The 24503-nt window shown below is 62.0% G+C and carries 22 protein-coding genes; 12 read left to right on the top strand and 10 right to left on the bottom strand.

The features are described from left to right. Positions 1–1683, bottom strand: a 1683-nt coding sequence (gene dsbD, locus ACOYNB_RS08925; protein WP_422838743.1) for a protein-disulfide reductase DsbD, incomplete at its 3' end; no start/stop codon positions are given. Between dsbD and cysK the strand changes: the two genes are divergently transcribed. Genes cysK through ACOYNB_RS08940 form a run of 3 tightly spaced genes read left to right on the top strand, consistent with a single transcriptional unit; the run spans position 1639 to position 4070 of the window. After that, entirely contained in the window at positions 1639–2556 is a 918-nt protein-coding gene (gene cysK, locus ACOYNB_RS08930; RefSeq protein WP_422838744.1) for a cysteine synthase A, read from the top strand. The genes dsbD and cysK overlap by 45 nt on opposite strands. A 21-nt stretch (positions 2557–2577) precedes the next feature. Next, entirely contained in the window at positions 2578–3372 is a 795-nt protein-coding gene (locus tag ACOYNB_RS08935; RefSeq protein WP_422838745.1) for an ion channel, read from the top strand. Next, positions 3369–4070: a TetR/AcrR family transcriptional regulator gene (locus tag ACOYNB_RS08940; RefSeq protein WP_422838746.1), complete on the top strand. Its 702-nt coding sequence runs from the start codon at positions 3369–3371 to the stop codon at positions 4068–4070. Before ACOYNB_RS08935 ends, ACOYNB_RS08940 begins: the two co-directional genes overlap by 4 nt. Before the next feature lie 17 nt (positions 4071–4087). Here ACOYNB_RS08940 and pyrC read toward each other — a convergent pair whose 3' ends face one another. Then, positions 4088–5128 (bottom strand): dihydroorotase, encoded by a 1041-nt coding sequence (gene pyrC / locus ACOYNB_RS08945; RefSeq protein ID WP_422838747.1) that lies wholly within the window; start codon positions 5126–5128, stop codon positions 4088–4090. A 108-nt stretch (positions 5129–5236) separates the two neighbouring features. On the opposite strand from pyrC, the gene ACOYNB_RS08950 reads away from it, so the two are divergent. Further along, on the top strand, positions 5237–6070 hold the full coding sequence (locus tag ACOYNB_RS08950) for a prohibitin family protein (protein ID WP_422838748.1): 834 nt from the start codon (positions 5237–5239) through the stop codon (positions 6068–6070). Positions 6071–6073: 3 nt separating this feature from the next. Next, positions 6074–6835 (top strand): glycosyltransferase family 25 protein, encoded by a 762-nt coding sequence (locus ACOYNB_RS08955; protein ID WP_422838749.1) that lies wholly within the window; start codon positions 6074–6076, stop codon positions 6833–6835. A gap of 17 nt (positions 6836–6852) precedes the next feature. Here ACOYNB_RS08955 and ACOYNB_RS08960 read toward each other — a convergent pair whose 3' ends face one another. After that, positions 6853–8679, bottom strand: a complete 1827-nt coding sequence (locus tag ACOYNB_RS08960; protein WP_422838750.1) for an ABCB family ABC transporter ATP-binding protein/permease — start codon at positions 8677–8679, stop codon at positions 6853–6855. A 62-nt stretch (positions 8680–8741) separates the two neighbouring features. Here ACOYNB_RS08960 and ACOYNB_RS08965 point away from each other — a divergent pair, with 62 nt between their 5' ends. Genes ACOYNB_RS08965 through ACOYNB_RS08980 form a run of 4 tightly spaced genes read left to right on the top strand, consistent with a single transcriptional unit; the run spans position 8742 to position 11771 of the window. Continuing rightward, positions 8742–9197, top strand: a complete 456-nt coding sequence (locus ACOYNB_RS08965; RefSeq protein WP_422838751.1) for an acyl-CoA thioesterase — start codon at positions 8742–8744, stop codon at positions 9195–9197. A 38-nt stretch (positions 9198–9235) separates the two neighbouring features. Continuing rightward, entirely contained in the window at positions 9236–9688 is a 453-nt protein-coding gene (locus ACOYNB_RS08970) for a glycine zipper 2TM domain-containing protein (protein ID WP_422838752.1), read from the top strand. Between the two features lie 58 nt (positions 9689–9746). Then, a complete protein-coding gene (locus tag ACOYNB_RS08975; RefSeq protein ID WP_422838753.1) occupies positions 9747–10481 on the top strand; it encodes a 2OG-Fe dioxygenase family protein in 735 nt (244 codons plus the stop codon). Between the two features lie 24 nt (positions 10482–10505). After that, the gene (locus ACOYNB_RS08980) at positions 10506–11771 is read left to right on the top strand and encodes an EAL domain-containing protein (protein ID WP_422838754.1); all 1266 of its coding nucleotides are present in this window, start codon (positions 10506–10508) and stop codon (positions 11769–11771) included. A gap of 27 nt (positions 11772–11798) precedes the next feature. On the opposite strand, the gene ACOYNB_RS08985 is transcribed toward ACOYNB_RS08980, so the two are convergent. The 6 genes from ACOYNB_RS08985 to ACOYNB_RS09010 form a co-directional block, all read right to left on the bottom strand. Next, on the bottom strand, positions 11799–12572 hold the full coding sequence (locus ACOYNB_RS08985; RefSeq protein ID WP_422838755.1) for an enoyl-CoA hydratase: 774 nt from the start codon (positions 12570–12572) through the stop codon (positions 11799–11801). Beyond that, on the bottom strand, positions 12565–13446 hold the full coding sequence (locus ACOYNB_RS08990; protein ID WP_422838756.1) for an alpha/beta fold hydrolase: 882 nt from the start codon (positions 13444–13446) through the stop codon (positions 12565–12567). Before ACOYNB_RS08990 ends, ACOYNB_RS08985 begins: the two co-directional genes overlap by 8 nt. Positions 13447–13511: 65 nt before the next feature. Beyond that, a complete protein-coding gene (locus tag ACOYNB_RS08995) occupies positions 13512–14735 on the bottom strand; it encodes an acetyl-CoA C-acyltransferase (protein ID WP_422838757.1) in 1224 nt (407 codons plus the stop codon). 18 nt (positions 14736–14753) lie between these two features. Continuing rightward, positions 14754–17153: a 3-hydroxyacyl-CoA dehydrogenase/enoyl-CoA hydratase family protein gene (locus ACOYNB_RS09000; RefSeq protein WP_422838758.1), complete on the bottom strand. Its 2400-nt coding sequence runs from the start codon at positions 17151–17153 to the stop codon at positions 14754–14756. A gap of 81 nt (positions 17154–17234) precedes the next feature. Next, positions 17235–19025: an acyl-CoA dehydrogenase C-terminal domain-containing protein gene (locus ACOYNB_RS09005; RefSeq protein WP_422838759.1), complete on the bottom strand. Its 1791-nt coding sequence runs from the start codon at positions 19023–19025 to the stop codon at positions 17235–17237. Positions 19026–19073: 48 nt separating this feature from the next. Further along, the gene (locus ACOYNB_RS09010; protein WP_422838760.1) at positions 19074–19811 is read right to left on the bottom strand and encodes a TetR/AcrR family transcriptional regulator; all 738 of its coding nucleotides are present in this window, start codon (positions 19809–19811) and stop codon (positions 19074–19076) included. Positions 19812–20055: 244 nt separating this feature from the next. On the opposite strand from ACOYNB_RS09010, the gene ACOYNB_RS09015 reads away from it, so the two are divergent. Beyond that, complete coding sequence (locus ACOYNB_RS09015) at positions 20056–20616, top strand: HNH endonuclease (protein WP_422838761.1); 561 nt, start codon at positions 20056–20058, stop codon at positions 20614–20616. A 6-nt stretch (positions 20617–20622) separates the two neighbouring features. Here the strand turns inward: ACOYNB_RS09015 and ACOYNB_RS09020 are convergent, their stop codons facing one another. Then, positions 20623–22161: an alkaline phosphatase D family protein gene (locus ACOYNB_RS09020; RefSeq protein ID WP_422838762.1), complete on the bottom strand. Its 1539-nt coding sequence runs from the start codon at positions 22159–22161 to the stop codon at positions 20623–20625. A 167-nt stretch (positions 22162–22328) separates the two neighbouring features. Between ACOYNB_RS09020 and ACOYNB_RS09025 the strand changes: the two genes are divergently transcribed. Beyond that, entirely contained in the window at positions 22329–23075 is a 747-nt protein-coding gene (locus ACOYNB_RS09025) for a PhaM family polyhydroxyalkanoate granule multifunctional regulatory protein (protein WP_422838763.1), read from the top strand. 17 nt (positions 23076–23092) lie between these two features. Next, on the top strand, positions 23093–24379 hold the full coding sequence (locus ACOYNB_RS09030) for an FIST signal transduction protein (RefSeq protein ID WP_422838764.1): 1287 nt from the start codon (positions 23093–23095) through the stop codon (positions 24377–24379). Positions 24380–24503 lie beyond the last annotated feature (124 nt).

The raw sequence follows: 24503 nt of genomic DNA on the forward strand, positions 1-24503 counted from the left end.
CGGCGGCCCAAACAACTGGAAGCGTTGCAACAAGGCCCGATCGTCCGCGCTGTTGAGCGTGACATCGGCCTGGAGCAGCACCACGGGCCGGAGTCGGTCTTGCACCAGCGGATCGGTGAAGGTGTCGTGCTCCATTTCCAGGCACGAGGTACACCAGTCCGCATAGAAGTCCAGCATGACCGTCTGGCCGGCGGCCTTGGCTTGCGCCAGCGCCGCATCCAGTTCGGCCACGGAACGCACCCGCTGGAACGGCAGCACGCTTTGATGCGTGGCAGACAAGACGCTGCGGCCCAGCCACTGCGTCTGGACATAGGGCCAGGCAGGGCGACTGACCCACGCGGCCATGACGAGCATCAGGACACCAAACAGTGCCTTCACGGCTTTCATCCATGGCCCTGTGCGGGGCAACAGGCTGCCCGCAGACAAACCGACCAGCAACAAGGGCACGCTCATGCCCCAAGCCATGGCATACAGCGCCGCCGCGCCCAGGCCCACATCGCGGGTTTGACTGATGTAGAGCAAAGCGCCAGCCAGCGGGGCCGACACGCAAGGACTCACGATCAGGGCCGACACCACACCCATGGCAAAGACGCTGACAAACCGACCGCCCGGCAAGTGACTGGATCCGGCCCCCAACCAGCTTTGCACCGCCGCTGGCAGTTGCAACTCATAGAGCCCGAACATGGACAGCGCCAGCACGATCATCAACGCGGCAAATGCCAACACCACCCAAGGGTGCTGCAAATACGCCGACAGCCCCTGGCCCAGCAGCCCCGCTGCCACGCCCAGCGCGGTGTAGACCAGCGCCATGCCCTGTGAATAGCTCAGCGCCAGCGCAAAACCACGGGCACGCCCCACCTGATCACGCTGCCCCACGATGATGGACGACAGGATGGGCACCATCGGCAACACGCACGGCGTCAAGGACAACAGCAGCCCTGCCAGCAGAAACACGGGCACGACCACCCACAGCTTGCCGGATGCCAAGGCCTGCCGAATGCGATCACCGCCCTGCGCCTCGGCGCCGACATCCGTCGGTGCCGTCACCACCGATGAGGTCTCAAAAGGTTGAACCCCGGCGACGCTGCCGTCGGCATCCAGCGTAACTTTGAACTGACGCTGCTGCGGCGGGTAGCAAATCCCGGCATCGGCACAGCCTTGGTAGCCCACCGTCAGCCGACCTTCGCCCTTGGCCCCATCGGGCAAGGTAGCTCCGCCCCCGACATCGGCGTGGTAGACCTCCAGCACACGATCAAAGTTGGGGTCGTGCTTGGATTGCCCCGGCGGCAGGTCCCAAGCCAGGGTCATGGGCTCCGCGCCCGCCGCCTGCCACTGCAGCTTCATCTGTTCGCGGTACAGGTAAACGCCCGGCGCCAAACGGAAATCCACATGCACTGCTCTCGGACCAGCAACATCCACATTCAGACGAAAAGCTTGGTCTACCGGCAAAAAAGTCTGCGCCAGCGCAGATTGGCCCAGCAAAAGAACAGGCAATATCGATATGAGGATAAAGAAGAAGGCCCGGCGCCAGCGCGCGGGGGTTGCACTGGAATAATTCATGGACCCTATTCTGACGCGCTCAACGAACCCAGCTGTTCGCGTGAGGTCTTTCTTCTGCCATCCAACGGAGCTCAGCTCATGAAAGCCCAAAACATTCTCGAAACCATTGGCCGCACCCCTCATGTGCGCATGAACCGACTGTTCGGCGCAGGTGCCGAGGTCTGGATCAAAGCCGAACGCGCCAACCCCGGTGGCTCGGTCAAAGACCGCATTGCGCTGGCCATGGTCGAAGAAGCCGAGCGCAACGGCGCACTGAAGCCCGGCGGCACCATCATCGAACCCACCTCGGGCAACACTGGCATCGGTCTGGCCATGGTAGCCGCCGTGAAGGGCTACAAGCTGATTTTGGTCATGCCTGACAGCATGTCCATCGAACGCCGTCGCCTGATGCTGGCCTACGGCGCCCAATTCGACCTGACCCCACGCGAAAAGGGCATGAAGGGCTCGATCGCCCGCGCCCAGGAGTTGGCAGCGACCATTCCTGACGCATGGATCCCGCAGCAGTTCGAGAACCCGGCCAACGTGGCCGTGCACGAACGCACCACCGCGCAAGAAATCCTCGCCGATTTCCCCGAAGGCCTGGATGTGCTGATCACTGGTGTGGGCACCGGTGGACACCTCACGGGTTGCGCCAAGGTGCTCAAGGAAAAGTGGCCCAACCTCAAGGTCTTTGCCGTCGAACCCAAGGCTTCGCCCGTGATTTCGGGCGGCCAACCCTCGCCACACCCGATTCAAGGCATCGGCGCAGGCTTCATTCCCGCCAACCTTGACACGAAACTGCTGGATGGCGTGATTCAGGTTGATGCCGAAGACGCCCGAGAATATGGGCGCCGTGCTGCGCGCGAGGAAGGCTTCCTGGTTGGCATTTCCTCGGGTGCGACCTTGGCTGCGATTGCACAGAAACTGCCTGAACTGCCCGCCGGTTCGCGCGTCCTGGGCTTCTGTTACGACACCGGCGAGCGTTATCTGTCTGTCGACGGCTATCTGCCCGCCTGATTTACCGCTGAATCTGGAGTCATGTCAGTCTATTACCGGCGCTTTTATCGTTCCCCCTGGGCGATGCTGGCGGCGCTTGTCGCCAGTGTGCCGGCTTTCTATGACTCCATGATGCCCACGCAGGCCACCTGGGCAACGTGGATGTATGTGGTCAGCGGCGTCATCGTGCTGTGGACGGCCTGGCAAGAGCGCCTGCACGCCAAGCGCGCCCAGTCCGATGACGCAGACACCTACACCTGGGGTGCCCGCCCGGTGGAAGAGCGGCTGGACTGGTTTCTGGGCGCCTCGCTGCTGCTGAGTGCGGTCTTACCGCAGAGCAATGAGTCCCGACTGGCGCTGGCTTGGCGCCTGGCCATCGCCGTGCTCATGCTGTATCGACTGGTGATGATCAGTCTGCCTCTGTTCACCCGAACCGGTCTGGCCCGCTTGCTGGCCATGGGCGGCGCAGTGCTCGCTCTGTGCGGCATTGGTTTTTACTGGCTGGACCCCGAAGTCCAAACCTTGAATGAAGGTCTGTGGCTGGCGTTTTCCACTGCGGCCACCGTAGGATATGGGGATGTGGTCCCCAGCACCACGGCCTCTCGCATTTTTGCTGTGTTCGTGGTGCTGCTGGGTTACGGCCTGCTGTCACTGGTGACAGCGAGCATTGCCGCCATGTTTGTGGGCAACCAGGAGCGCAAAGTCGAACGCGAGATCTTGCGTGACATGCACAAACAGCTTCACACTGTGCGTGAGGAAATTGCCGAGTTGCGAGCCGAACTGAAGAAGTCTGCCTCGCAGCATCAGGATTCGGATCCTCCGCCACCCCACACATGAAGTCAGACAAGCCTGCTTCCCCCCGCCGATCGACCGTCACCCGCCCCTACGGCGGCGTGACGGCAGCAGACCGACGCAAGGAGCGGCGCGACAGACTCATGGCTGCAGGCCTGACGGTCTTTGGTGCCAACGGCTTTCATCGCAGCACAGTGCGAGACGTCTGCGCCGAGGCCGGGCTGACAGAGCGCTACTTTTACGAGTCGTTCAAAACCCTGCTGGATTTGTTCAATGCGGTCTACATGGATCTGTGGACACGACTGAACCAACAAATCCAGGTGGCCAGGGATCAGGTCCCCCCCCATCTTCCTCGCCTGGCACAAACGGAAGCGGCGGTCACGGTCTGGCTGAACTTCCTGAACGAGGACCGGCGCCGGGCTCGCATCCTCTTGTGGGATGCCTTCATCCTGCACGACATGGAACGCCCGACCGAGACTCCGACCGACACCGACCGGGACTTCTCCAAGCGCCTGTATCTGTTGATCACGACGCTGTTTCCGGAGTTCCCAGCACTTGGCGTCTCCCCCGAAAGCCTGGCGGCCGGGGTGATGGGCGCCCTGATCTACATGTCCAAGCAATGGGTGCAAAGCGGCTACGCCATGCCGCATGAAGAGGCCCACAGGCAGATCATGCTGGTGCTGAAGGCCACGCAGGCGCTGTACCAGCAGTTGCAAGCCGAGGCACAGCTCGGCCGCCCCTGATTCTGCGGCCAGGCGCCTTAACGCAGACGCCAGTGCAGCGTCTCGCCACCACGCAGTGGCTTGATCTCGGCCTCACCGAACGGCAGGCTTTCCGGCACAACCCAGTCATCACGCACCAGGGTGATGGTGTCGGTGTTGCGTGGTAGGTTGTAGAAGTCCGGACCATAGAAGCTGGAGAAGGCCTCCAGCTTGTCGAGGGCGCCCACGGCCTCAAATGCTTCCGCGTACAACTCCATCGCGCATGGCGCGGTGTAGCACCCGGCACAACCCGATGCATGCTCCTTCAGGTGCGAGGCATGGGGCGCGCTGTCGGTGCCCAGGAAAAACTTGGGACTGCCGCTGGTGGCCGCCTGCACCAGCGCAACGCGATGCTCTTCGCGCTTGAGAATGGGCAGGCAGTAATAGTGCGGGCGGATGCCACCGGTGAAGATGGCGTTGCGGTTGTACAGCAAGTGCTGCGGCGTGATCGTGGCACCGACGAAACGATCGGCTTCGGTAACGTACTGAGCGGCTTCCTTGGTCGTGATGTGCTCGAACACGATCTTCAGTTCAGGAAAGTCCTTGCGCAGCGGAATCAGCTTGTCATCGATGAAGGCTTTTTCGCGGTCGAACACGTCGATGTCGCTGTCGGTCACTTCGCCGTGCACACAGAACACCAGGCCTTCGCGCTGCATGGCTTCCAGCACTTTGTAGGTTTTGCGCAGATCGGTCACACCCGCATCACTGTTGGTCGTGGCACCGGCTGGGTACAGCTTGAACGCGACCACGCCGGCCTCTTTGGCGCGCGCCACTTCGTCTGCTGGGGTGTTGTCGGTGAGGTACAGCACCATCAGGGGCTCGAAGTTCACACCGGCCGGCACCACGGCGCGGATGCGGTCACGGTAGGCAGCGGCCTGCTCGGCCGTGGTCACGGGCGGACGCAGATTGGGCATGACGATGGCGCGACCGAATTGACGCGCTGTTGCCGGCACCACGGCGGCCATGGCCGCCCCATCGCGCACATGCAAATGCCAGTCATCAGGGCGGGTGAGGGTCAAAGTGGTGGGAGGTGTCGTCATGGCAACGGCCGCAAAAGTCATCGGTAAGGGCTCGATTTTCGCATCTCTGATTCACAATGTGATGCAGGACCAAGCCCCCAACCTCCCTTCATTGCACGAGGCCTTGTCATGGCAGACCTGAATCCCAGTTCCGCGGGCCGCACCTTGGTGCGCACCCTGTTCATTGGTGGCGCTGTTTTGTTGGGCCTGTGGTCCTTGAGCCCGGTCGTCGTCATCTCGGCGGGAGAGCGCGGCGTCAAAACCACCTTCGGCAAGCCCGACGAGCAGGTGTACGACCCGGGCATCCACTTCCGCGTGCCACTGGCCCAATCGATGCACGTGATGGATGTGCGCCTGCAAAAGGGCGAAGGAGAAGGTGACGCCGCGTCCAAAGACCTGCAGTCCGTTCACACCCGCATCGCCATCAACTACCACCTGGACGCCAAGGAAGTGGTCAATGTGTTTCGCAACATCGGACCCAGCACCGAGATCGCGGCCGACCGCATCATCATTCCTGCGGCCCAAGAAGCCGTGAAGGCCGTCACCGCCCGCTTCACGGCCGAAGAGCTGGTGTCGCGCCGCACCGAAGTGCGTGATGCCATTGGCAGTCTGCTGCGCGAAAAAATGCAACGCCACGGACTCGTCCTGGACGAGTTTGCCATCGTGAATTTTGCCTTTTCACGCTCGTTCAGCGAGGCGATTGAAGCCAAGGTCAAGGCCGAGCAGGAAAAGCTCAAGGCCGAACGTGATCTGCAACGCATCGAAGTCGAGGCAAAGCAGAAAGTGGCCAGCGCCAAGGCCGAAGCCGACGCCCTGGCCCTGCAGCGCCAACAAATCACGTCCGACCTGTTGGCCCTGCGCCGCATTGAAAACGAGCGCGAGGCCATCCGCAAATGGGATGGCAAACTGCCCAGCGTAACGAGTGGTGCGGTGCCATTCATCAACGTCAACGACAAGAATTGAGGCATGTCTGCGCCAACGATTTTTCTGATCAACCTGGACCGATCGACAGACCGACTGGCACAAGCAGCCGCAGTCCTGGATGGTCTGGGCTTGAAATGGGAGCGCGTGCCGGGCATTGAAGGCGCCAAGCTGGATCCGGCATGGCTGAAACAGACCAATCCGTCCCCTGCGCCCGACAACGAGTGGTTCCGCGCGCTGACCCCCGGCGAGATTGGCTGCTTTCTCAGCCACCTCAAGTGCTGGCAACTGATTCACGAGCGACAACTGGATTGCGCCCTGATTCTGGAAGACGACTTCGCGCCGAAAGACATCGTATCGACAGAAACGCTGTCACTGCTGGCCCGAACTGCCGGTCAATGGGATCTGCTCAAGCTGAGCCGCCTGGGCAAAAACGCGCCTTTGGTGTCTCGCCTGTCTGATCAGGTCGAGCTGTGTCGATGGGGCCAGGGGCCTGTCGACGGCACCGCCTACATGGTGTCCCGCCAAGGTGCGGCCAAGCTGGTTCCGCACCGCGAACACATCTATCGCCCAGTGGACTTCGACTTCAAGCACCACTGGGAACGCGACCTGACCTTGATGGCGGCGCGCCCGGACTTTTTCCGCCAACGCAGCCACGAAGAAGCAGCCTCGGTCATTGGCGGACGCACCGACTACCGGCGCTACCCGTTTGCGCAGAAGGTGGCCGTGTACCTGCGCAAATGGCGCTACCACCTGCACTTCTGGCTGGCCGACGCCCTCGGCATCGGCCGCAAGCGCGTGCGGTGACGCCCCCCGGGGCGGGGTTACACGCCGTCCTGATGCCCCGACTGCTGCAAGCGCCACATGTCGGCATAGCGCCCGTTGGCGGCCAGCAGTTGCGGGTGGGTGCCGCGCTCGATGATGCGACCGGCGTCCATCACCAGAATCTCGTGCGCATGCACGATGGTGGAGAGCCGATGTGCGATCACCAGCACCGTCTTGCCTTGGGCTACCGCCGCGAGTTCGGCCTGGATGGCCCGCTCATTGGCCGAATCCAGCGCCGATGTCGCCTCATCGAACACCAGCACCGGCGGGTTCTTGAGCAGCGTACGCGCAATGGCCACGCGCTGCTTTTCGCCACCCGACAATTTCAGCCCCCGCTCGCCCACCATCGTGTCGTACCCCTTGGGCGTGCCAGCGATGAAGTCGTGGATGCGAGCGGCCTGCGCCGCGGCCACCACCTCGTCCTGCGTGGCCTGAGGGCGCCCGTAGGCGATGTTGTAAGCCACCGTGTCGTTGAACAGGACCGTGTCTTGCGGCACGATGCCAATACTGCGCCGCAAACTGTCCTGAGTCAGCCCGCGGAGATCATGTCCGTTGACCGTGATGCGTCCGCCCTGAACGTCGTAGAAGCGGTACAGCAAGCGCGCCAGCGTGGACTTGCCTGATCCGGACGGCCCCACCACCGCCACGGTCTGGCCAGCAGGGATCTCGAAACTCACGTCGTGCAAGATCGGACGAGCCGGATCGTACGCAAACTGCACCTGGTCAAACCGCACACTGGGTGGCCCCTTGATCAGCAAGGGCTTGGCATCCGGCGCATCCGCCACCTCGCGCTCACGCTCGATCAAGGTGAACATCTTGTCCAGATCCGTCAGGGACTGCTTGATCTCACGGTAAATCACGCCCAGAAAGTTCAAGGGGATGTACAGCTGGATCATGAAGGCGTTGACCATGACCAGATCACCCACGGTCATGCGGCCCTCCACCACCCCTTGTGTGGCCCGCCACAGCATCGCAATCAACCCCACAGCAATGATCATTTGCTGACCGGTGTTCAGCATGGACAGTGATCGCTGGCTACGCAGGGCGGCCACCCGCAGTCGCTCCAGCGCCTCGTCGTAACGCTGCGTCTCAAACGCTTCGTTGTTGAAATACTTGACGGTCTCGTAATTGAGCAAAGCATCGATGGCACGGGTGTGCGCCTTCGAATCCATCTCGTTCATTTCACGCCGAAATCGCGTGCGCCACTGCGTCACCGTCACGGTGAACGCGATGTAGACCACCAGCGCCGCCAGCGTGATCCAGGCAAAGAGCACGTCAAACTTGGTGGCCAGCAGCGTGAGCACCAGGGCCACTTCAATCAGCGTCGGGATGATGCTGTAGAGCGAGTACGAGATGAGCGAATGCACGGCGCGGGTGCCCCGCTCGATGTCCCGCGTCATGCCCCCCGTCTGGCGCTCCAGGTGAAAGCGCAGGCTCAGCGCATGCAAGTGCGAAAACACCTGAAGCGAGATGCTGCGCGCGGCCCCTTCGGTCGCCTTGGCAAAAACGAGCTCGCGCAACTCGGTGAACAACGACGTGGACAGTCGCAGCAGACCATAGGCCACCAGCAGCCCCACCGGCACCACCAGCAAGGCCGCCGCGCGATCGGGATGCGGCGCCAGCCGGTCAACCAGCTCTTTGAGCAAAACCGGCACGCCCACATTGGCCAGCTTGGCCCCCACCATGAAGGCCAGCGCCAGAATCACCCGACCTTTGTAGGCCCACAGGTAGGGCCACAGCCGCGCCAGGGTGTCACGGTCGGAACGGCGAACGTCCGAGGAGGAACTTGGGTTTTCCGCAGTGGGGGCGTGGGCAAATCGGCGCATTCTGAAACAATCGACAGGTCGCTCTCCAAATCCGGAGGGCCTGATTGTCAATCTGTTTGCCCATGACCGTCACACCCAAAACCAATATCCTGCTGTGCCCGCCTGACCTCCATCCCGAAATGGAGTTGCTCATGCGCGTGATCCCCATGCCCCAGGATGCCAACGGCAATGGCGACATTTTTGGCGGCTGGATCATGTCGCAGGTTGACCTCGCCGGCTCCATCCTGCCCGGCATCATCTCGCGGGGACGGATCGCCACGGTGTCGGTCAACCAGTTCACTTTCAAACACGCCGTGTCAGTGGGTGACGTGGTGTCGTTGTACGGGCGCGTCGAGAAAATCGGTCGTACGTCGGTGACCGTGCACATGGAAGTTTGGGCTGAACGCAACCCCCGCCAGCCCCAGTTGTTCAAGGTGACGGAGGCCAACATCACGTATGTGGCCATTGACGATGAAGGCAAGCCCCGTTTGGTCAAGCCCGAGACACAGACGGATACAAACACCACATCGAGTTCGTGACAGACTGAGCGTTTGTTGTACTTCATTCACCCAGTCCCATGAACGCTCTCGCCCGCTCCACGCTGTCTCGCGGCTTCACGTGCCTGGCCTTGGCCATCGCGTCGTTGTCCCTCAGTCACCCTGCAGCAGCGAGCAGCACCAAGCCCAGCAATGCCGCCACGGCCGTGAAGCTGGGGACAGTGCAAAGCGTGCAGGCTGTCCAGGTCAAAGGTGAGGGCAGCGGGGCTGGTGTGGTCGCGGGTGCCGTGCTGGGCGGACTGGTCGGCAACCAGATGGGCAAAGGCACCGGCAACGCCCTGCTGACCGTCGGTGGGGCCGTCGCGGGCGGCTATGCCGGCAACGAAGTTGAAAAGAACGTCAAGAAGCACACCGTTTACAAAACCCGCGTCAAACTGGACGACGGTACGGCGCAAGAGTTTTCAGTGGGGCAACAGTACGCGATTGGCGCCCGTGTCCAGGTCACTGGCAAAAAGCTGACACTCGCGCCGTGATCGCGGCGTGAACTCCCCGTACAGCACCCGGGCGTTCAACTCTGTGCGACCATCGGGCATGGACCACTTGACGCCGATCGAACCTGAAGCCGCTCCGAGCCTGCTGAAGCAACAAGGCTGGGCTCTGATGGATGCCCCGCACCTGCTGAACTGGTTGAACGCATCGCCCGAACAGGCTGATGCCTTGCACGCCAGCTGGTCTGACCTGCCGCCCGATCAGCATTTGCGGGATGGTGGTCATTACCGCTTTCGTCGCCACGGCAGTTTTGTGCTGGACAACGCCAACGGTCAGCTGACCCAGGTGCCCCACCGCGCGCACTGGCAGCCCGTGACCTACAACGCTTTGCATGGCGGCTTCGAGCGCTGGTTCGAGCCCATTGCCAGCCACGTCACGGACAGCCCGCTGTGGCGCGCCCTGTTGAGCCAGATCGGCCACCTGCTGGCGCAAGCCAAACCCACAGCCCAGTGGTTCATCGAAGCACACCAGTTCCGGGTCGATACCACGGGAGGCATCGGGCGCCCCACGCCCGAGGGCGCGCACCGGGACGGCGTCGACTACGTGGCCGTCCTGATGCTGGAGCGACATGGCATCAAGGGCGGTGAGACACGGGTCTTCGAGGCCAACGGCCCCCAAGGCGTCCGCTTCACCTTGACCCAGCCCTGGAGCACCATGCTGCTGGACGACGAGCGCGTGATTCACGAATCCACCCCCATTCAACCGTTGGAAACCCACGGCTGGCGCGATACATTGGTGCTCACGTTCCGCCAAAACGGTTTCCAGCAACAGAGCTAAGCCTGCGCACGCGACTTCTGCCCCATGTTCACCACGCTTGAATACCTGCTGAGCCAGCTCGACACCACGGGTCCGACCACGACGGGCCAGTTTGGTGGCTATCGCCTCAACAGTCACTTTCAGCCGATCTACAGCCTGTCGCACATGCGACTCATCGGGCATGAAGCACTGATGCGCGCGCAAAACACGGAGAGTCAGGCCGTCTCGCCGTTGGCCGTGTTCGAATCGTGTCCCGACGAGGATGCCCAGACCCGCTGCGACCAGATCAGCAGCATGGTCCACCTGAGCAACTATCAGCGCCAGGATCGTTCGGGCGAATGGCTGTTCGTCAACCTCAGTCCGGCCAGTTTCATGCGGCTGGCGACCGAGCAGCGCACCTCCTCCATCGACCGCATCGTCAACCAGTTTGGCGTCCCCACCGAGTCCCTGGTGCTGGAAGTGCTGGAAGCACAGACGACCGACACTGCTGCCTTTGAGCAAGCAGTTCGCCACTGCCGACAGGCTGGGGCCTTGATCGCGATCGACGACTTCGGCGCCGGGCACTCGAACTTTGATCGCGTCTGGCGACTGCAACCCGACATCGTGAAGCTGGATCGCAGCTTGGTCGCGCGCGGCGCGCGTGAACCACGCATTCAGCGCGTGATTGCGCAAATGGCCTCGCTGCTGCACGAGTGCGGCTCAATGGTGCTGATGGAAGGCATTGAGACCGAGGACGAAGCCTTGTTGGCCCTCGATTGCGATGCCGATTTGGTGCAAGGGTATTACTACGGACGCCCTCAGCCTGCGCTGATGCCCAAACGGCACGCCCCAGATAGCCTGCTGAAAGGATTGCAGGACCTGTCCGCACACCGGGAGCGGCAACGACAGGCCAACCACGAGCGCACCGCGCCGTATACCAAAGCCATCTGGCACGCAGGCGTCATGCTGGGTGCGAGCCGATCGCTGGAACAAGCGTGCCGGAGTTTTCTGTCCCTGCCCAACGCCGAGGCCTGCTACGTTCTGGATGCCAAGGGCTATCAAATCGGAACCAGCTTGTGGTCGACATCAGCACAAGCACCCGACACGCAAAACGCCACCAATCCCCTGCTGGATGGGCAAGGCGCATGCTGGGCCCGTCGGCACTATTTCCGCCGCGCCATGGAGCATGTGAGCCAGCCGCAAATCACGCGGCCCTATCGCTCCATGTTGGGCAGCCACCAGTGCGTGACGGCCTCCATGGCTTACCGCTGCCAAGATGAACAAGGCAACACGGTCTGGCGCGTGATCTGTGGCGACATCCGCTGGGATTGACGACACCGACCACGCTCGGCCTCAGCCTCAGAACTTCGAGAAGTCGGGCTTGCGCTTTTCCATCACGGCCGTGATGGCTTCCTTGGCAGCGGGGCCGGACAGCAGTTGCACGAACTCGCGAATTTCAGCCAGCATCAGGTCCTGCATGCCGGGCTGCGACTTGCGCATCAGCGCCTTGGTCACACGCAGCGACGACGCTGGCTTGGCGGCCAGCTTGGCAGCCTGCGCCTGGGCATACGCATTGGCATCACCAGGCGGCAGAATGCGGCTGACGATGCCCATGTCCAGCGCCTCTTCGGCATAGAAGGCCTCGCCCAACAGCAGCTTCTCGGCGGCGCGCTGATACCCCACGGCCTGAGGCAGCATCACGCTGGAGCCGCCCTCCGCACACACGCCCAGATTCACGAATGGCAAGCTGAACGCAGCGTTGTCACCCGCATAGACGAGGTCACAATGCAGCAGCATCGTGGCACCGATGCCCACAGCGGGACCGCAGACGGCGGCCACGATGGGCTTGGGGAAGGCATGCAGCGCTTGCAGGAACTGCACCACCGGCGCCGTTTCCAGCGCATTCGGATTGGGAGGGTTCTTCAGGAAGTCGGCCAGGTCATTGCCGGCCGAGAAGATTTCCACCGCGCCTTGCAGCACGGCCACGCGGACGCTGTCATCCTCGGCCGATTCGCGCAGGGCGGTGGCCAGGGTTTGGTACATCGTGGTGGTGATGGCGTTTTTCTTGTCCACACGGTTGAACGTGAGGGTCAGAACACCGTTTTCACGGTGCACGAGAATGTCGTCAGACATGCATGTCTCCTTGTTGAGGATTCGCGCTCAGCCCCAGCCATGGGAGACTGTGAGCCCAGCCGCGCGGACCAATCCGCGTGTGGAAGAAATCAAAATGTCCCACCGATGCGGCCCCGATGTCCTGCGGATGCAGGATGTCGTAGCGCACATCCGATGAGGTGTAGGGCTGGTGAACCGCGCGGATGCCCGCTTCACTGGCCAGTTTGTCATCCGTGAACAAAACAGCCCGGATGGGCCGCGTCACGCAGGCGTAGGCGGCCTTGACCGCCCCACCCTCGCTGCACACGAATTCGGGGGACGCACACCAGCGCTTCCATTGCGCAATGATGCCCTTGGGCAAGTCACCGACGGCATTGAGTCTCTTGCCGGCGAAATACCCGTGACGCGCCACACTCAAGGGCACCATCACATGCCAGAACAAGCCCATGCCATAGCGCAAGGGCTTCGCCAGATGCCGATGGTAGCCACTGCCGCTGCCCAGCGTCACCACATGATCCACTTGCGGCAACTGGGGCATCAAACCGTACAGGATGCCACCCATGCTGTGGCCAAACCAGCTCATGGGCAATTCGGGATGGCGTTGTTGCGCCAACTTCATCAGAGCAGGCGCATCCTGCAGGGCCCAATCGATGAGGCGGGCACGATAGCGTCGCAGATCCTTGGGAGCCGACGCACCGATGCCGCGCCAGTCCAGGGTATAGACCACCACGCCATGCCCCGCCAGCCAGCGTGCGTAGCGTTCGTAAAACGATTGCGGCACACCCAAAGCCGACCCGATGAACACCACCCGCTGCGCAGCACCACCCGGCGCAGGCCGATAGCACCGTGCAGCGAGCGTGTGCCCGTCGTCCGTGTGAAGCGTCAAATGTTCCATACAACTTTCAAGAAAAAGCCCGCACACTGGCGGGCTTTCTCAGGCGTCAAACGCGTGTGAGCCGATTACAGGCTGTCGACGCGCTCGAAGATGCCAGCAGCACCTTGGCCGGTACCGATACACATCGTGACCATGCCGTACTTGCCGCCGGTGCGACGCAGACCGTGAACCACGGTGGCTGCGCGGATGGCACCGGTTGCGCCCAGGGGGTGACCCAGAGCGATCGCGCCGCCCATCGGGTTGACCTTGGCGCGGTCCAGCACGTGACCCTTGCTGTCCAGATCCTTCAGCACGGCCAGCGATTGAGCAGCGAACGCTTCGTTCAGCTCAACCCAGTCCATGTCGGAGGCCTTCAGGCCAGCGTATTCCAGGGCCTTTGGAATGGCTTCGATCGGGCCGATACCCATGATTTCGGGAGGCACGCCCTTGACGGCGAACGCCACGAACTTGGCCAGAGGTGTCAGACCATACTTCTCGCAAGCTTCCTTCGAAGCCAGGATCAGGCAGCCAGCGCCGTCCGATGTCTGCGACGAGTTACCGGCCGTGACCGAACCCTTGGCAGCGAACACGGGGCGCAGCTTGGCCAGACCTTCCACGGAGGTGTCAGGACGAGCGCCTTCGTCACGGGTGATGACCTTCTTGGTGATGGTCACTTCGCCGGTTTCGAGGTTAGGCGTACGCACTTCGACTTCGATCGGTGTGGTTTCAGCGTCGAAGAAGCCAGCTTGCTGAGCAGCGATGGCGCGACGGTGCGACTCGGTCGCGAAAGCGTCTTGCTCTTCGCGGGTGATGCCCCACTGAGCCGCCACCTTTTCAGCGGTCATGCCCATGCCGTAAGCGATACCGACGTTTTCGTCGAGGTTCACCACAGCAGGGTTGAACGAAGGCTTGGAACCGCCCATGGGAACCATGGACATCGATTCCACGCCACCGGCGATCATGACTTCGGCTTCGCCCACGCGGATGCGGTCAGCAGCCATCGACACGGCGGTGATACCGGCCGCGCAGAAGCGGTTCACGGTAGCACCGGCCACAGTCTTGGGCAGACCAGACAGCAGCGTGGCGATCTTGGCCACGTTCATGCCTTGTTCGCCTTCAGGCATCGCGCAGCCAACGATGGCGTCTTCGATGGCAGCAGGATCCAGCGTAGGAACTTGCTTGAGGGCATTCTTGATGGTGGCCACCAGCAGATCGTCCGGACGGGTGTTCTTGAACACGCCGCGGCCAGACTTGCCGATCGGGGTACGGGTAGCAGCGACGACGTAAACGTCACGAAGTTGTTTAGACATGTGTTTGTCTCCGATCGATCAGTTGCGGACAGGCTTGCCGGTCGACAGCATGCCCATGATGCGCTCTTGCGTCTTGGGGTTGTCCAGCAGGGCGCAGAAGTGCTTGCGCTCCAGGGCGTGCAGGTATTCCTCGCTCACCAGGGTGCCAGCGTCAACGTCACCACCGGTCAGCACGTCTGCAATGCAGGAGCTGATGTAGTAGTCGTGAGCCGAGATGAAGCCGCCGTCACGCATGTTGATCAGCGACGATTGCAGCGTGGCCTTCACGTTGCGACCAGCCACAGGAATCAGCTTCTTGGCAGGAGCACGGTAGCCCGACTCGTACATGGCCTTCACTTGAGCGATGGCCACGTGCAGCAATTCGTCCTTGTGAGGAACGATGATGTCGCCGTCGATCAGGTAGCCGAACTTGCGCGATTCGATCGCAGAAGTACCGACCTTGGCCATGGCTGCAGCCTGGAAGCCTTCCTTCAGGAAGCCCATCAGTTCACCGCCAACTTGGCCGGACACGCCCTTGGAGGGTTCCAGCAGCTCAGCAGCACGGCGAGCCAGGTAAGCCAGACCACCGCCGCCGGGGATCAGACCCACGCCGACTTCGACCAGACCCACATAGGTTTCCATGGCAGCCACGCGCTTGGCAGCGTGCACAGCCAGTTCGCAACCACCGCCCAGGGCCAGACCGTGCATGGCAGCCACGGTCGGGACGTTGGAGTAGCGCAGCGACAGCATGAAGTCTTGCAGAGCCTTCTCGAACGGAGCCACGGCCTTGCCGCCGCCGTTCATGAAAGCAGGCATCATCGATTGCAGGTCGGCACCAGCGGAGAAGGGGCCGTCTTGCGTCCAGATGACCATGCCCTTGTAGCCAGCTTCAGCGATTTGCAAGCCCTTGACCAGACCGTTGGTCACAGCTTCGCTGATGGTGTGCATCTTGGACTTGATCGAAGCGATGACCACTTCGTCGTCCAGGGTCCACAGGCGGATGGCGCCGTCTTCGAACAGGGTCTTGCCAGCGGTGGCAGCGTTCGGAGCGTTGGAGCCCAGCACGTCTTCACGGAAGAACTGACGCTTGTAGACGGGCAGGTTGCGCTGAGGCACGTACTTGCCAGCCTTGGGCGACCAGGAACCTTCGGCGGTGTGGACACCGTCGCGGCCGTCGAACACCCAAGCGGGCAGCGCAGCCTTCGACAGAGCCTTGCCTTCGTCGATGTCGGCCTTGATCCACTCAGCCACTTGCTTCCAGCCGGCTTCTTGCCACAGCTCGAAAGGACCTTGCTTGGCGCCGAAGCCCCAACGCATGGCGAAGTCGATGTCGCGAGCGCATTCAGCGATGGACTCCAGCGTCACAGCAGCGTAGTGGAAGCTGTTGCGCAGGATGGCCCACACGAATTGAGCTTGAGGGTTGGCGGACTCACGCAGAGCCTTCAGGCGCTCAGCAGCAGGCTTCTTCAGGATGTCAACGACTTCCTTGTCGGCCTTGCCGCCAGCAGCAACGTACTCACCCGTGGCAGCGCTGAACTGCAGGATGGTCTTGCCTTCCTTCTTGAAGAAACCTTGCTTGGTCTTCTGACCCAGGAAACCCTTCTCGATCAGCGAGGACAGGGCAGCAGGGGTTTCGAACGCGCCGTTGAAAGGATCGTCCTTGGCACCGTTTTGCAGGGTCTTGATGACGTGCGCCATCGTGTCCAGACCGACCACGTCAGCGGTACGGAAAGTCGCGGACGAAGCGCGACCCAGCTTCTTGCCGGTCAGGTCGTCAACGATGTCGTAGCCCAGGCCAGACTTCTCGACTTCGCGGAAGGTCAGCAGCATGCCGGCCACGCCAACGCGGTTGGCGACGAAGTTGGGGGTGTCGTAAGCGCGGATGACGCTCTTGCCCACAGCGGAGGTGGAGAAGGTTTCCAGCTTGTCGACCACGTCAGGCGCGGTGAACTCGGTGGGAATCAACTCCAGCAGCGCCATGTAGCGCGGAGGGTTGAAGAAGTGGATGCCCAGGAAGCGCGAACGCAGTTGCTCGGGCAGCACGTTGGCCATGGCCGTGATGGACAGACCGGAGGTGTTGGTGGCCAGGATGGCGTTGTCGTTGACGAACGGAGCGATCTTCTTGTACAGATCTTCCTTCCAGTCCAGACGCTCAGCGATGGCTTCGATGATCAGGTCGCAACCACGCAGCACTTCCAGGTGCTCTTCGTAGTTGGCTTGCTGGATCAGCGCTGCGTCTTCGGTCACGCCCAGAGGAGCTGGCTTCAGCTTCTTCAGGTTTTCGACGGCCTTGGTGACGATACCGTTCTTCGGGCCTTCCTTGGCGGGCAGGTCGAACAGAACGACCGGCACCTTGCAGTTGACCAGGTGGGCGGCGATCTGGGCACCCATCACGCCGGCGCCGAGCACGGCCACCTTGCGCACGTTGAATTGACTCATGTTCTCTCCTAGGGGAACTTCAGATTGAGGTGAAATGGCGGCAAGGGAGGAGAGACCTCCTCCCTCGGAAGAACCTGTCGATTAGAACAGGGCTTCGTCCATTTCCATCAGGGGCTTCAGACCAGCCTTGGCCGTGACCATCAGGGTCTCGACTTCAGGCAGCAGCTTGGCGAAGTAGAAGCGAGCGGTGGCCAGCTTGGCGATGTAGAACTTGTCGCCAGAAGATTGCTTTTCCAACGCGATCTTGGCCATGCGGGCGAAGAAGTAAGCGTAGACCATGTGGCCCACGACACGCAGGTAGTCGAAAGCGGCGGCGCCGACTTCGTCAGGGTTCTGCATGCCCTTCATGCCGATTTCCATGGTGAAGGCCTGGACCTTCTGACCCAGTTCAGCCAAAGGCTTGGTGAACTCTTGCATGTCGGCGTTGTCGGCGTTTTCCTTGACGAAACGACCCACCAGCTTGCCGAACTTGGTCAGCTTGGCGCCAGCGTCGCCCAGAACCTTACGACCCAACAGGTCCAGCGATTGCACGGTGTTCGTGCCTTCGTAGATCATGTTGATACGTGCGTCACGCACGAACTGCTCCATGCCCCACTCGTGGATGAAGCCGTGGCCGCCGTAGACCTGTTGGCATTCCACCGTGGCCTTGAAGGCGTTTTCGGTGATGAAGGCCTTGACGATTGGGGTCAGCAGAGCGACGGTGTCGCCAGATTCCTTGCGGACGGCTTCGTCAGGGTGGTTGTGCTCCTTGTCCAGTTCGATGGCGGTGAAGTACACCAGCGCACGAGCGGCTTCAGCGTAAGCACGAGCGGTCAGCAGCATGCGACGCACATCGGGGTGAACGATGATGGGGTCAGCAGCCAGGTCAGGACGCTTGGCGCCAGACAGGGCACGCATCTGGATGCGGTCCTTGGCGTAGGTCACAGCGTTTTCGTAAGCCACTTGGGTCAGACCCAGCGATTGGTTACCCACGCCCAGACGTGCGCCGTTCATCATCACGAACATGGCTGGCAGACCGCGGTGAGGTTGGCCCACCAGGGTACCGATGGCTTCGTCCAGCACCATTTGTGCCGTGGCGTTACCGTGGATGCCCATCTTGTGCTCCAGGCCACCGCAGTAGATGCCGTTGCGCGAACCGATGGAACCATCAGCGTTCACGTTGAACTTCGGCACGGCGAACAGGGAGATGCCCTTGGAACCAGCTGGTGCGTCAGGCAGGCGAGCCAGGACCAAGTGAACGATGTTCTCGGCCATGTCGTGTTCACCAGCAGAGATGAAGATCTTCTGGCCGGTGATCTTGTAGGTGCCGTCGCCCACAGGCTCAGCCTTGGTGCGCAGCAGGCCCAGGTCGGTACCGCAGTGTGGCTCGGTCAGGCACATCGTGCCGGTCCATTCGCCAGAGGTCAGCTTGGGCAGGTAGGTGGCCTTTTGCTCAGGCGTACCGTGCACTTCCAGGCAAGCGTGAGCGCCGTGGCTCAGGCCGGGGTACATGGTCCAGGCCTGGTTGGCCGAGTTGTTCATTTCATAGATGGCCTGGTTGATCAGCTGAGGCAGACCTTGACCACCGAACTCTGGGTCAGCCGACAGAGCAGACCAGCCGTTTTCGACGTACTGCTTGTAGGCTTCCTTGAAGCCTTCAGGCGTCGTGACTTCGTGGGTTTCCTTGTTCAGGACGCAACCTTGCACGTCGCCCACCAGGTTCAGAGGAGCGATGACCTGCGAAGCGAACTTGCCGCCTTCTTCCAGCACGGCATTGACGGTATCGACATCCAGATCAGCGTACTTGGGGATCTGCTTCAGTTCGTCGACAGCGCCCAGCAGTTCGTGCATCACGAATTGCATGTCGCGCAGCGGAGGATTGTAAGAAGGCATCGTGAAGCTCCTCGGAGAGAAAGGCTCGTTAAAAAAATGAAGTGGGTATCAAATGGGTGCCGAAGGAGCGGACGCCCCCCCGACGGTCGCAGCACCCGAAGGCACTGCAGCTCCTGCAGGCATTGCGGCGGCCCCCAGTGCATAGAACTGGATGACTCGCTCAAACGCCACGCGGGCCCGCTCCACCGCACCCGGCGAGCGCAAGAAGCGCGCGTCATGATGCAAAGACAGAATCAGGCCGTGGATCTCGAACAGCATCTGCATGGGATCGGTATCAGGGCGCAGGTCCCCAACGTCAATCGCAATGCGGATGGCTTTCTCCAATGCGCCATGCCACAGCAGGACCATGCCTGCCAGGGCGTCACGCACCGGACCGGGGCGATCGTCGAATTCGACGGCGCCACTAATATAGATGCAACCGGAGTCGATTTCCGTCGCGACCTTGCTCACCCAGTTTTTGACCAGGGCACGCAGACGCGGCAAACCACGCGGCTGCGCGATGGCGGGACGGAAAACTTCTTCATCGAAACGCTCGTGATATTCGCGGATGACCGAGATCTGCAGTTCTTCGCGTGAGCCGAAGTGGGCGAACACGCCCGACTTGCTCATGCCGGTGACCTCGGCCAGTGCCCCGATCGACAGCCCCTCGATGCCCATCTGCGAAGCCAGGCTCAAAGCGGCTTCCAGAATCGCGGCACGAGTCTGCTGACCTTTGTGCGCCCCGCGCCCACGCTCACGCACCACCTCATGGGTGGTTGGGGCGTCATGGGCAGACAGTTGGGCCACGGCAGTCCTCAAAATAAAACGAACGGTCGTGCTATTTTGCAGAAAATGATGGCGCCTGTGTGACTTGTGGATAAATTTTTTTCGACAAGTCTTGGGATGCCACCCCCTGAATCAGGTGAAGATGCGCAGAAGCCAAGGGTTTCCCCTTAACGCAACACGCTTTCCCCGGAAACAGGTCGGCTACGGTTGAGATCGTCACACAAGCTGCACTATCCTGTGTCCATCATCATCTCTCGAGGATGGTATGAACGTGCTGCAACTGGACGTTTCGGGGCGCCCGCAGTCTTGGCTATCTGCCAAAGATGCGGCGCTGCTGTATGCCACCGACCAAATCGCGTGGACGGTGGGGGACCCTTTCATTGTGCTCAGAGGGGGGACGCAGCGACTGACCGGACTGCCGTCCCGGCTGGACCTTCATCCCATCATTGCCGTGAGAGGGGCCATGCCAAGCCGGGCATGGCGTCAGCAGCCGTCGCTGTCCAACCCCAAGCTGTTTGCGCGTGACCGACAGGTGTGCGCCTACTGCGGGCAGGTCACGCCATGGGATGACTTGACACGTGAGCACATTCACCCCAAGTCCCGCGGCGGGCAAGACACCTGGATGAACTGCATCACGGCCTGCCGTTCATGCAATGGCCGTAAAGGAAGCCGGACACTGCAGGAGCTCGGCTGGTCCATGCATTACTTGCCATACGTCCCCAGCTTGTACGAGGACATGATCTTGCGAGGTCGGCGCATCGTGGCCGACCAAATGGACTTTTTGCTGGCCAACGTCCCGCCACACAGCCGGCTCAGGCTGAACTAACGGGCATCACAGTTTGCGGGGGCCGGGCGTGCCGCGATCAATGGCGTAGCGTGCCTGCGTCCGAAGACGGCTGTCCGCACGCACAGGATGAGCGGTTGCACGAAACTCGCAGGTGATCTGCTGGGGCGTGACATCCAGCAGCACATAGCCCCGTTCGTCGCTCCGCACGTGCAGCAAGTCGGGATTCGAACGCTTCATCCAGCTGGTGAGAAGCTCGCTCAAGCCCTGGCTGCTGATGGAGGTGGTCACAATTTCGCTGGCGATCACAGGCGAGGCCGGATCACTCGGATCCAGGCGCAAGGCCGCAGCCACATGGCGATGGACGTCCCCTCCCAGACACACCACATTGGGGACGCGGGGCTGCGCAATGGTCTCCAACAAACGCTGGCGCGCGGCAGGGTACGCATCCCAGCCATCGGCGTAGATCAGGGGACCCAACGGGGTACGGACAGCCCCCGGCGCCACCTGCGTGGTCTGCACAATGAACTTCCAGTCGCGTTCACTGGACGCCAACTCGGCCTCCAGTTCATAGGCCTGGCTTTGCCCCAGCATCGTGCGCGCGGGCGCTTTGGCCGCATCACAGCGCCACAACAGCTTGCCATCCAGTGGGGCGTGAACGCCGGCACACACGGCACCGTCGCGGTACTGGCGCGTGTCGACAGTCCAGAACTCTGCCAGCTTGCCCCACTGATAGTGGCCATGCAGCGGCATGCTCGGCCCAACTGGCGCACGGTGTGGCGACAGGGGCATGTGCTCGAAATACGCGCGGTATGCCGCTGTGCGCACGCGCAAAAACAGCTCGGGGTCGCCCAACTCTGCGCTGCTCAAGCCCGCGTAGTCAGCTGCAACTTCATGGTCATCCCACGTCAGCAACCAAGGGTGGGCAGCATGGCTGGCGCGCAGGTCCGCATCGAGCTTGTAGGCTGCATGGTGCATCCGGTAATGCGCCAAGTTGCGTTCGGCCACCGGCGGCATCACGTGAGGATGGCGACGCACGCGCTGGTAGGCCCGTGCTTGCGTTCCGTAGATATAGTCTCCCACAAAGAGCACAAGGTCCACATCGGCGGCAGCAATCTCGCGATGAGCCGTGAAGTAGCCCATCTCGTAGTGCTGACAGGATGCCAGCGCCATGCGCAGGTGGCCCGTGGCGGCGTCGGGAGCCGGGGCGGTGCGGGTGCGGCCGACCGGGCTGCGTTGACCACCCGCTTCAAAACGGTAGAAATAGGTTCGCTCAGGCTGCAAGCCATTGACGTCAACATGGACGCTGTGCCCGGCATCCGGGTGCGCAGTGGCCACGCCGTTGCGCACAATGCGCGCAAAGCGCTCATCCAATGCGATTTCCCAGCGCACGGGCACCGGCCGAGGCGGCATGCCGCCATCGGCGGTCAGCGGTTGTGGGGCCAGACGCGTCCAAATCACCACAGCATCCGGGCGAGGCTCACCGCTGGCCACCCCCAGGGTGAAGGCGTCTGCAGTCGGCAGCCAGACCTCCGGCACCACGCTTTGCGCGTGCGCACTGGTCGCCATCACCTGCTGCCAAGCCATCGCGGCAGCAAGATGGGCAAGATGAGAAAACAGATTTCGGCGTTGCATGAAGCCGCCGATTATGCGGTGCAACCCGAAGATGTCTTCGCAGCGCGTTGAAGGAAGCGCACAATCAAGCCATTGGACTGCCCCGTTTTGCCCTCCGCACATTTTGGAAGGAACTTCGCATGCCCACCCGCCCCGGCACCCCTGACCCGTCTGGCTCCACCTCTGATCATTCCGCTTTTGGCGGCTTGGGAGGCGGTCTGAATTTTTTTCAAGACTGGCTGAAAGCCGCTGGCAGCGCACTGCCTCATTTGGCGGGCAAACAGCCTGCGCCCGGCATGCCCGTCTGGAGCATGCCCACGCTGGACCCTGAAGAACTGGACAAGCGCATTCAGGACCTCAAGACCGTGCAGTTCTGGCTGGAGCAGAACGCACGCATGATCGCCATGACGATTCAGGGCCTGGAGGTGCAGCGCATGACGCTGTCGACGCTCAAAGGCATGAATGTGTCGGTCGACGCCCTGCGGGAAAAGTTGATGGCCCGTGTGCCGGATGCCCCTGCCACGCCCCCGGAGGCATCCACGCCAGACATGGGACCACCGAACACTTCTGCTGACGCCGGAGACCCCGCAGGGGCCGACATGGTGAACCCCATGCAATGGTGGAACACGCTTACACAGCAGTTCTCTCATTTGGCCACCCAGGCGACTCAGACCGCGCAATCCGTTGGCGAGAGTGTGGGCGCCTCGATGACCGACATGATGGCCAAGGCGCAAGCGGCCACCGCTGCGGCCGCGCAGTCAGCCAGTGAGCCTGCCGCCACATCGGCATCGGCCAAAAAGTCCCCCGCAAGCAAGACCGGTCGCAAAACTGCCAGCAAGCCTGCAGGCAAAACCGCTCGTCCGCGCACACGAGCCAGCAAGAGCTGACAGGCTGGAGTCGCATCGTGCCCCCATCGCCACCCTTGCGCTTTGTGCGTGCCCACGGGACCCATCCTCGTGCGGAGTTGGCATTGGAGTTGGTGTGGGCACAACTGGCATCCCAAGGGGTCGCAGAGATGCAGCCAACCTTGGGCTGGGTGTATCTGACCGATGACCTGGCAGCCGAGGCCGGTGTGATTCTGGCGGGCTTGCATCACCGCTTACCCAGCGTGGCCTGGGTGGGTGCGGTGGGGGTTGGTGTCCTCGCCAACGAGGTGGAATATGCCGATGAGCCCGCGCTGGTGGTCATGGTGTGCAACCTTCCGGCAGAAAACTTCCGCCTCTTCCACGGACGCCAGCCCTTGCCAGCCTTGTCATCGTGGCGACACTCTGGTCCGCTGCGTGAACTGGTCGGCGACAAGATTGGCGCTTGGCACACCCACACGGCACAAGTTCACGCAGATGGGCAGACACCCGACCTGCCGGACTTGCTGGCAGAACTGGCCGAGCGAACGGAAACCGGCTTTTTGTTTGGTGGCCTGAGCGCAGGAAGTGCCTCCAACCATGTGCACCTGGCGCTGGACCCGCATGGCGCCGATCCCATGGGGCAATCTGCCCAGACACCGGATCAAGGCCTGTGGCAGGGTGGCTTGTCAGGCGTGGCGTTTAACCAGCGCGTACGCATCGTGTCGCGCGTGACCCAGGGTTGTGAACCCGTCGGCCCACGCAGAGAAGTCACGGCCTGTGAGCGCAACATCGTCTACGAACTGGACGGTCAACCGGCACTGCAGTGTCTGCTTCAAGACTTGGGCGTCAACACCACGGTGACCGCATCCGACTGGCCTCGTGACGCCCTGCCCCGCATGCGTGCCACGCTGGTGGGCATCAGCGAAGCCGATGAGGCGCTCATGGCTCACGGTGCGCATTTCGGGGCCGACACCCGTGTTCGGCACCTGATCGGGTTGGCCCCGGCTCGGCAGGGGCTGGCCGTCAGCGACATGATCACCCCGGGCATGCAACTGGCGTTCTGTCAGCGACATGCACAAGCGGCGCGCCAAGACCTGATCCGCATTTGCGCGGAAATCCGCGAAGAATTTGATCCGACGGACCACCCTGGACGCCCACCTGCCGGCGCCATCTACATCAGCTGCGCAGGTCGCGGCGGCCATCACTTTGGTGCACCCCACGCAGAGATGGCCATCATTGCGCACGCCTTGGGCGACATCCCCTTGGTTGGCTTCTTCGCTGGCGGCGAAATCGCGCGACACCACCTATACGGCTACACGGGGATCCTGTCCGTATTTGGAACCTAGTCGCACTTATCACATCGCATTCTGTTTCGCTAGGTGAGTTCCCGACAGCCTCGGGTTACCCTGAGCAGGCGTTATCCGAATCGCGTCAAATGCCACGAATTCATAGACTGAGTGCTGCATACAA

It is taken from the genome of Aquabacterium sp. (assembly GCF_049317225.1).
GTDB lineage: Bacteria > Pseudomonadota > Gammaproteobacteria > Burkholderiales > Burkholderiaceae_C > Aquabacterium.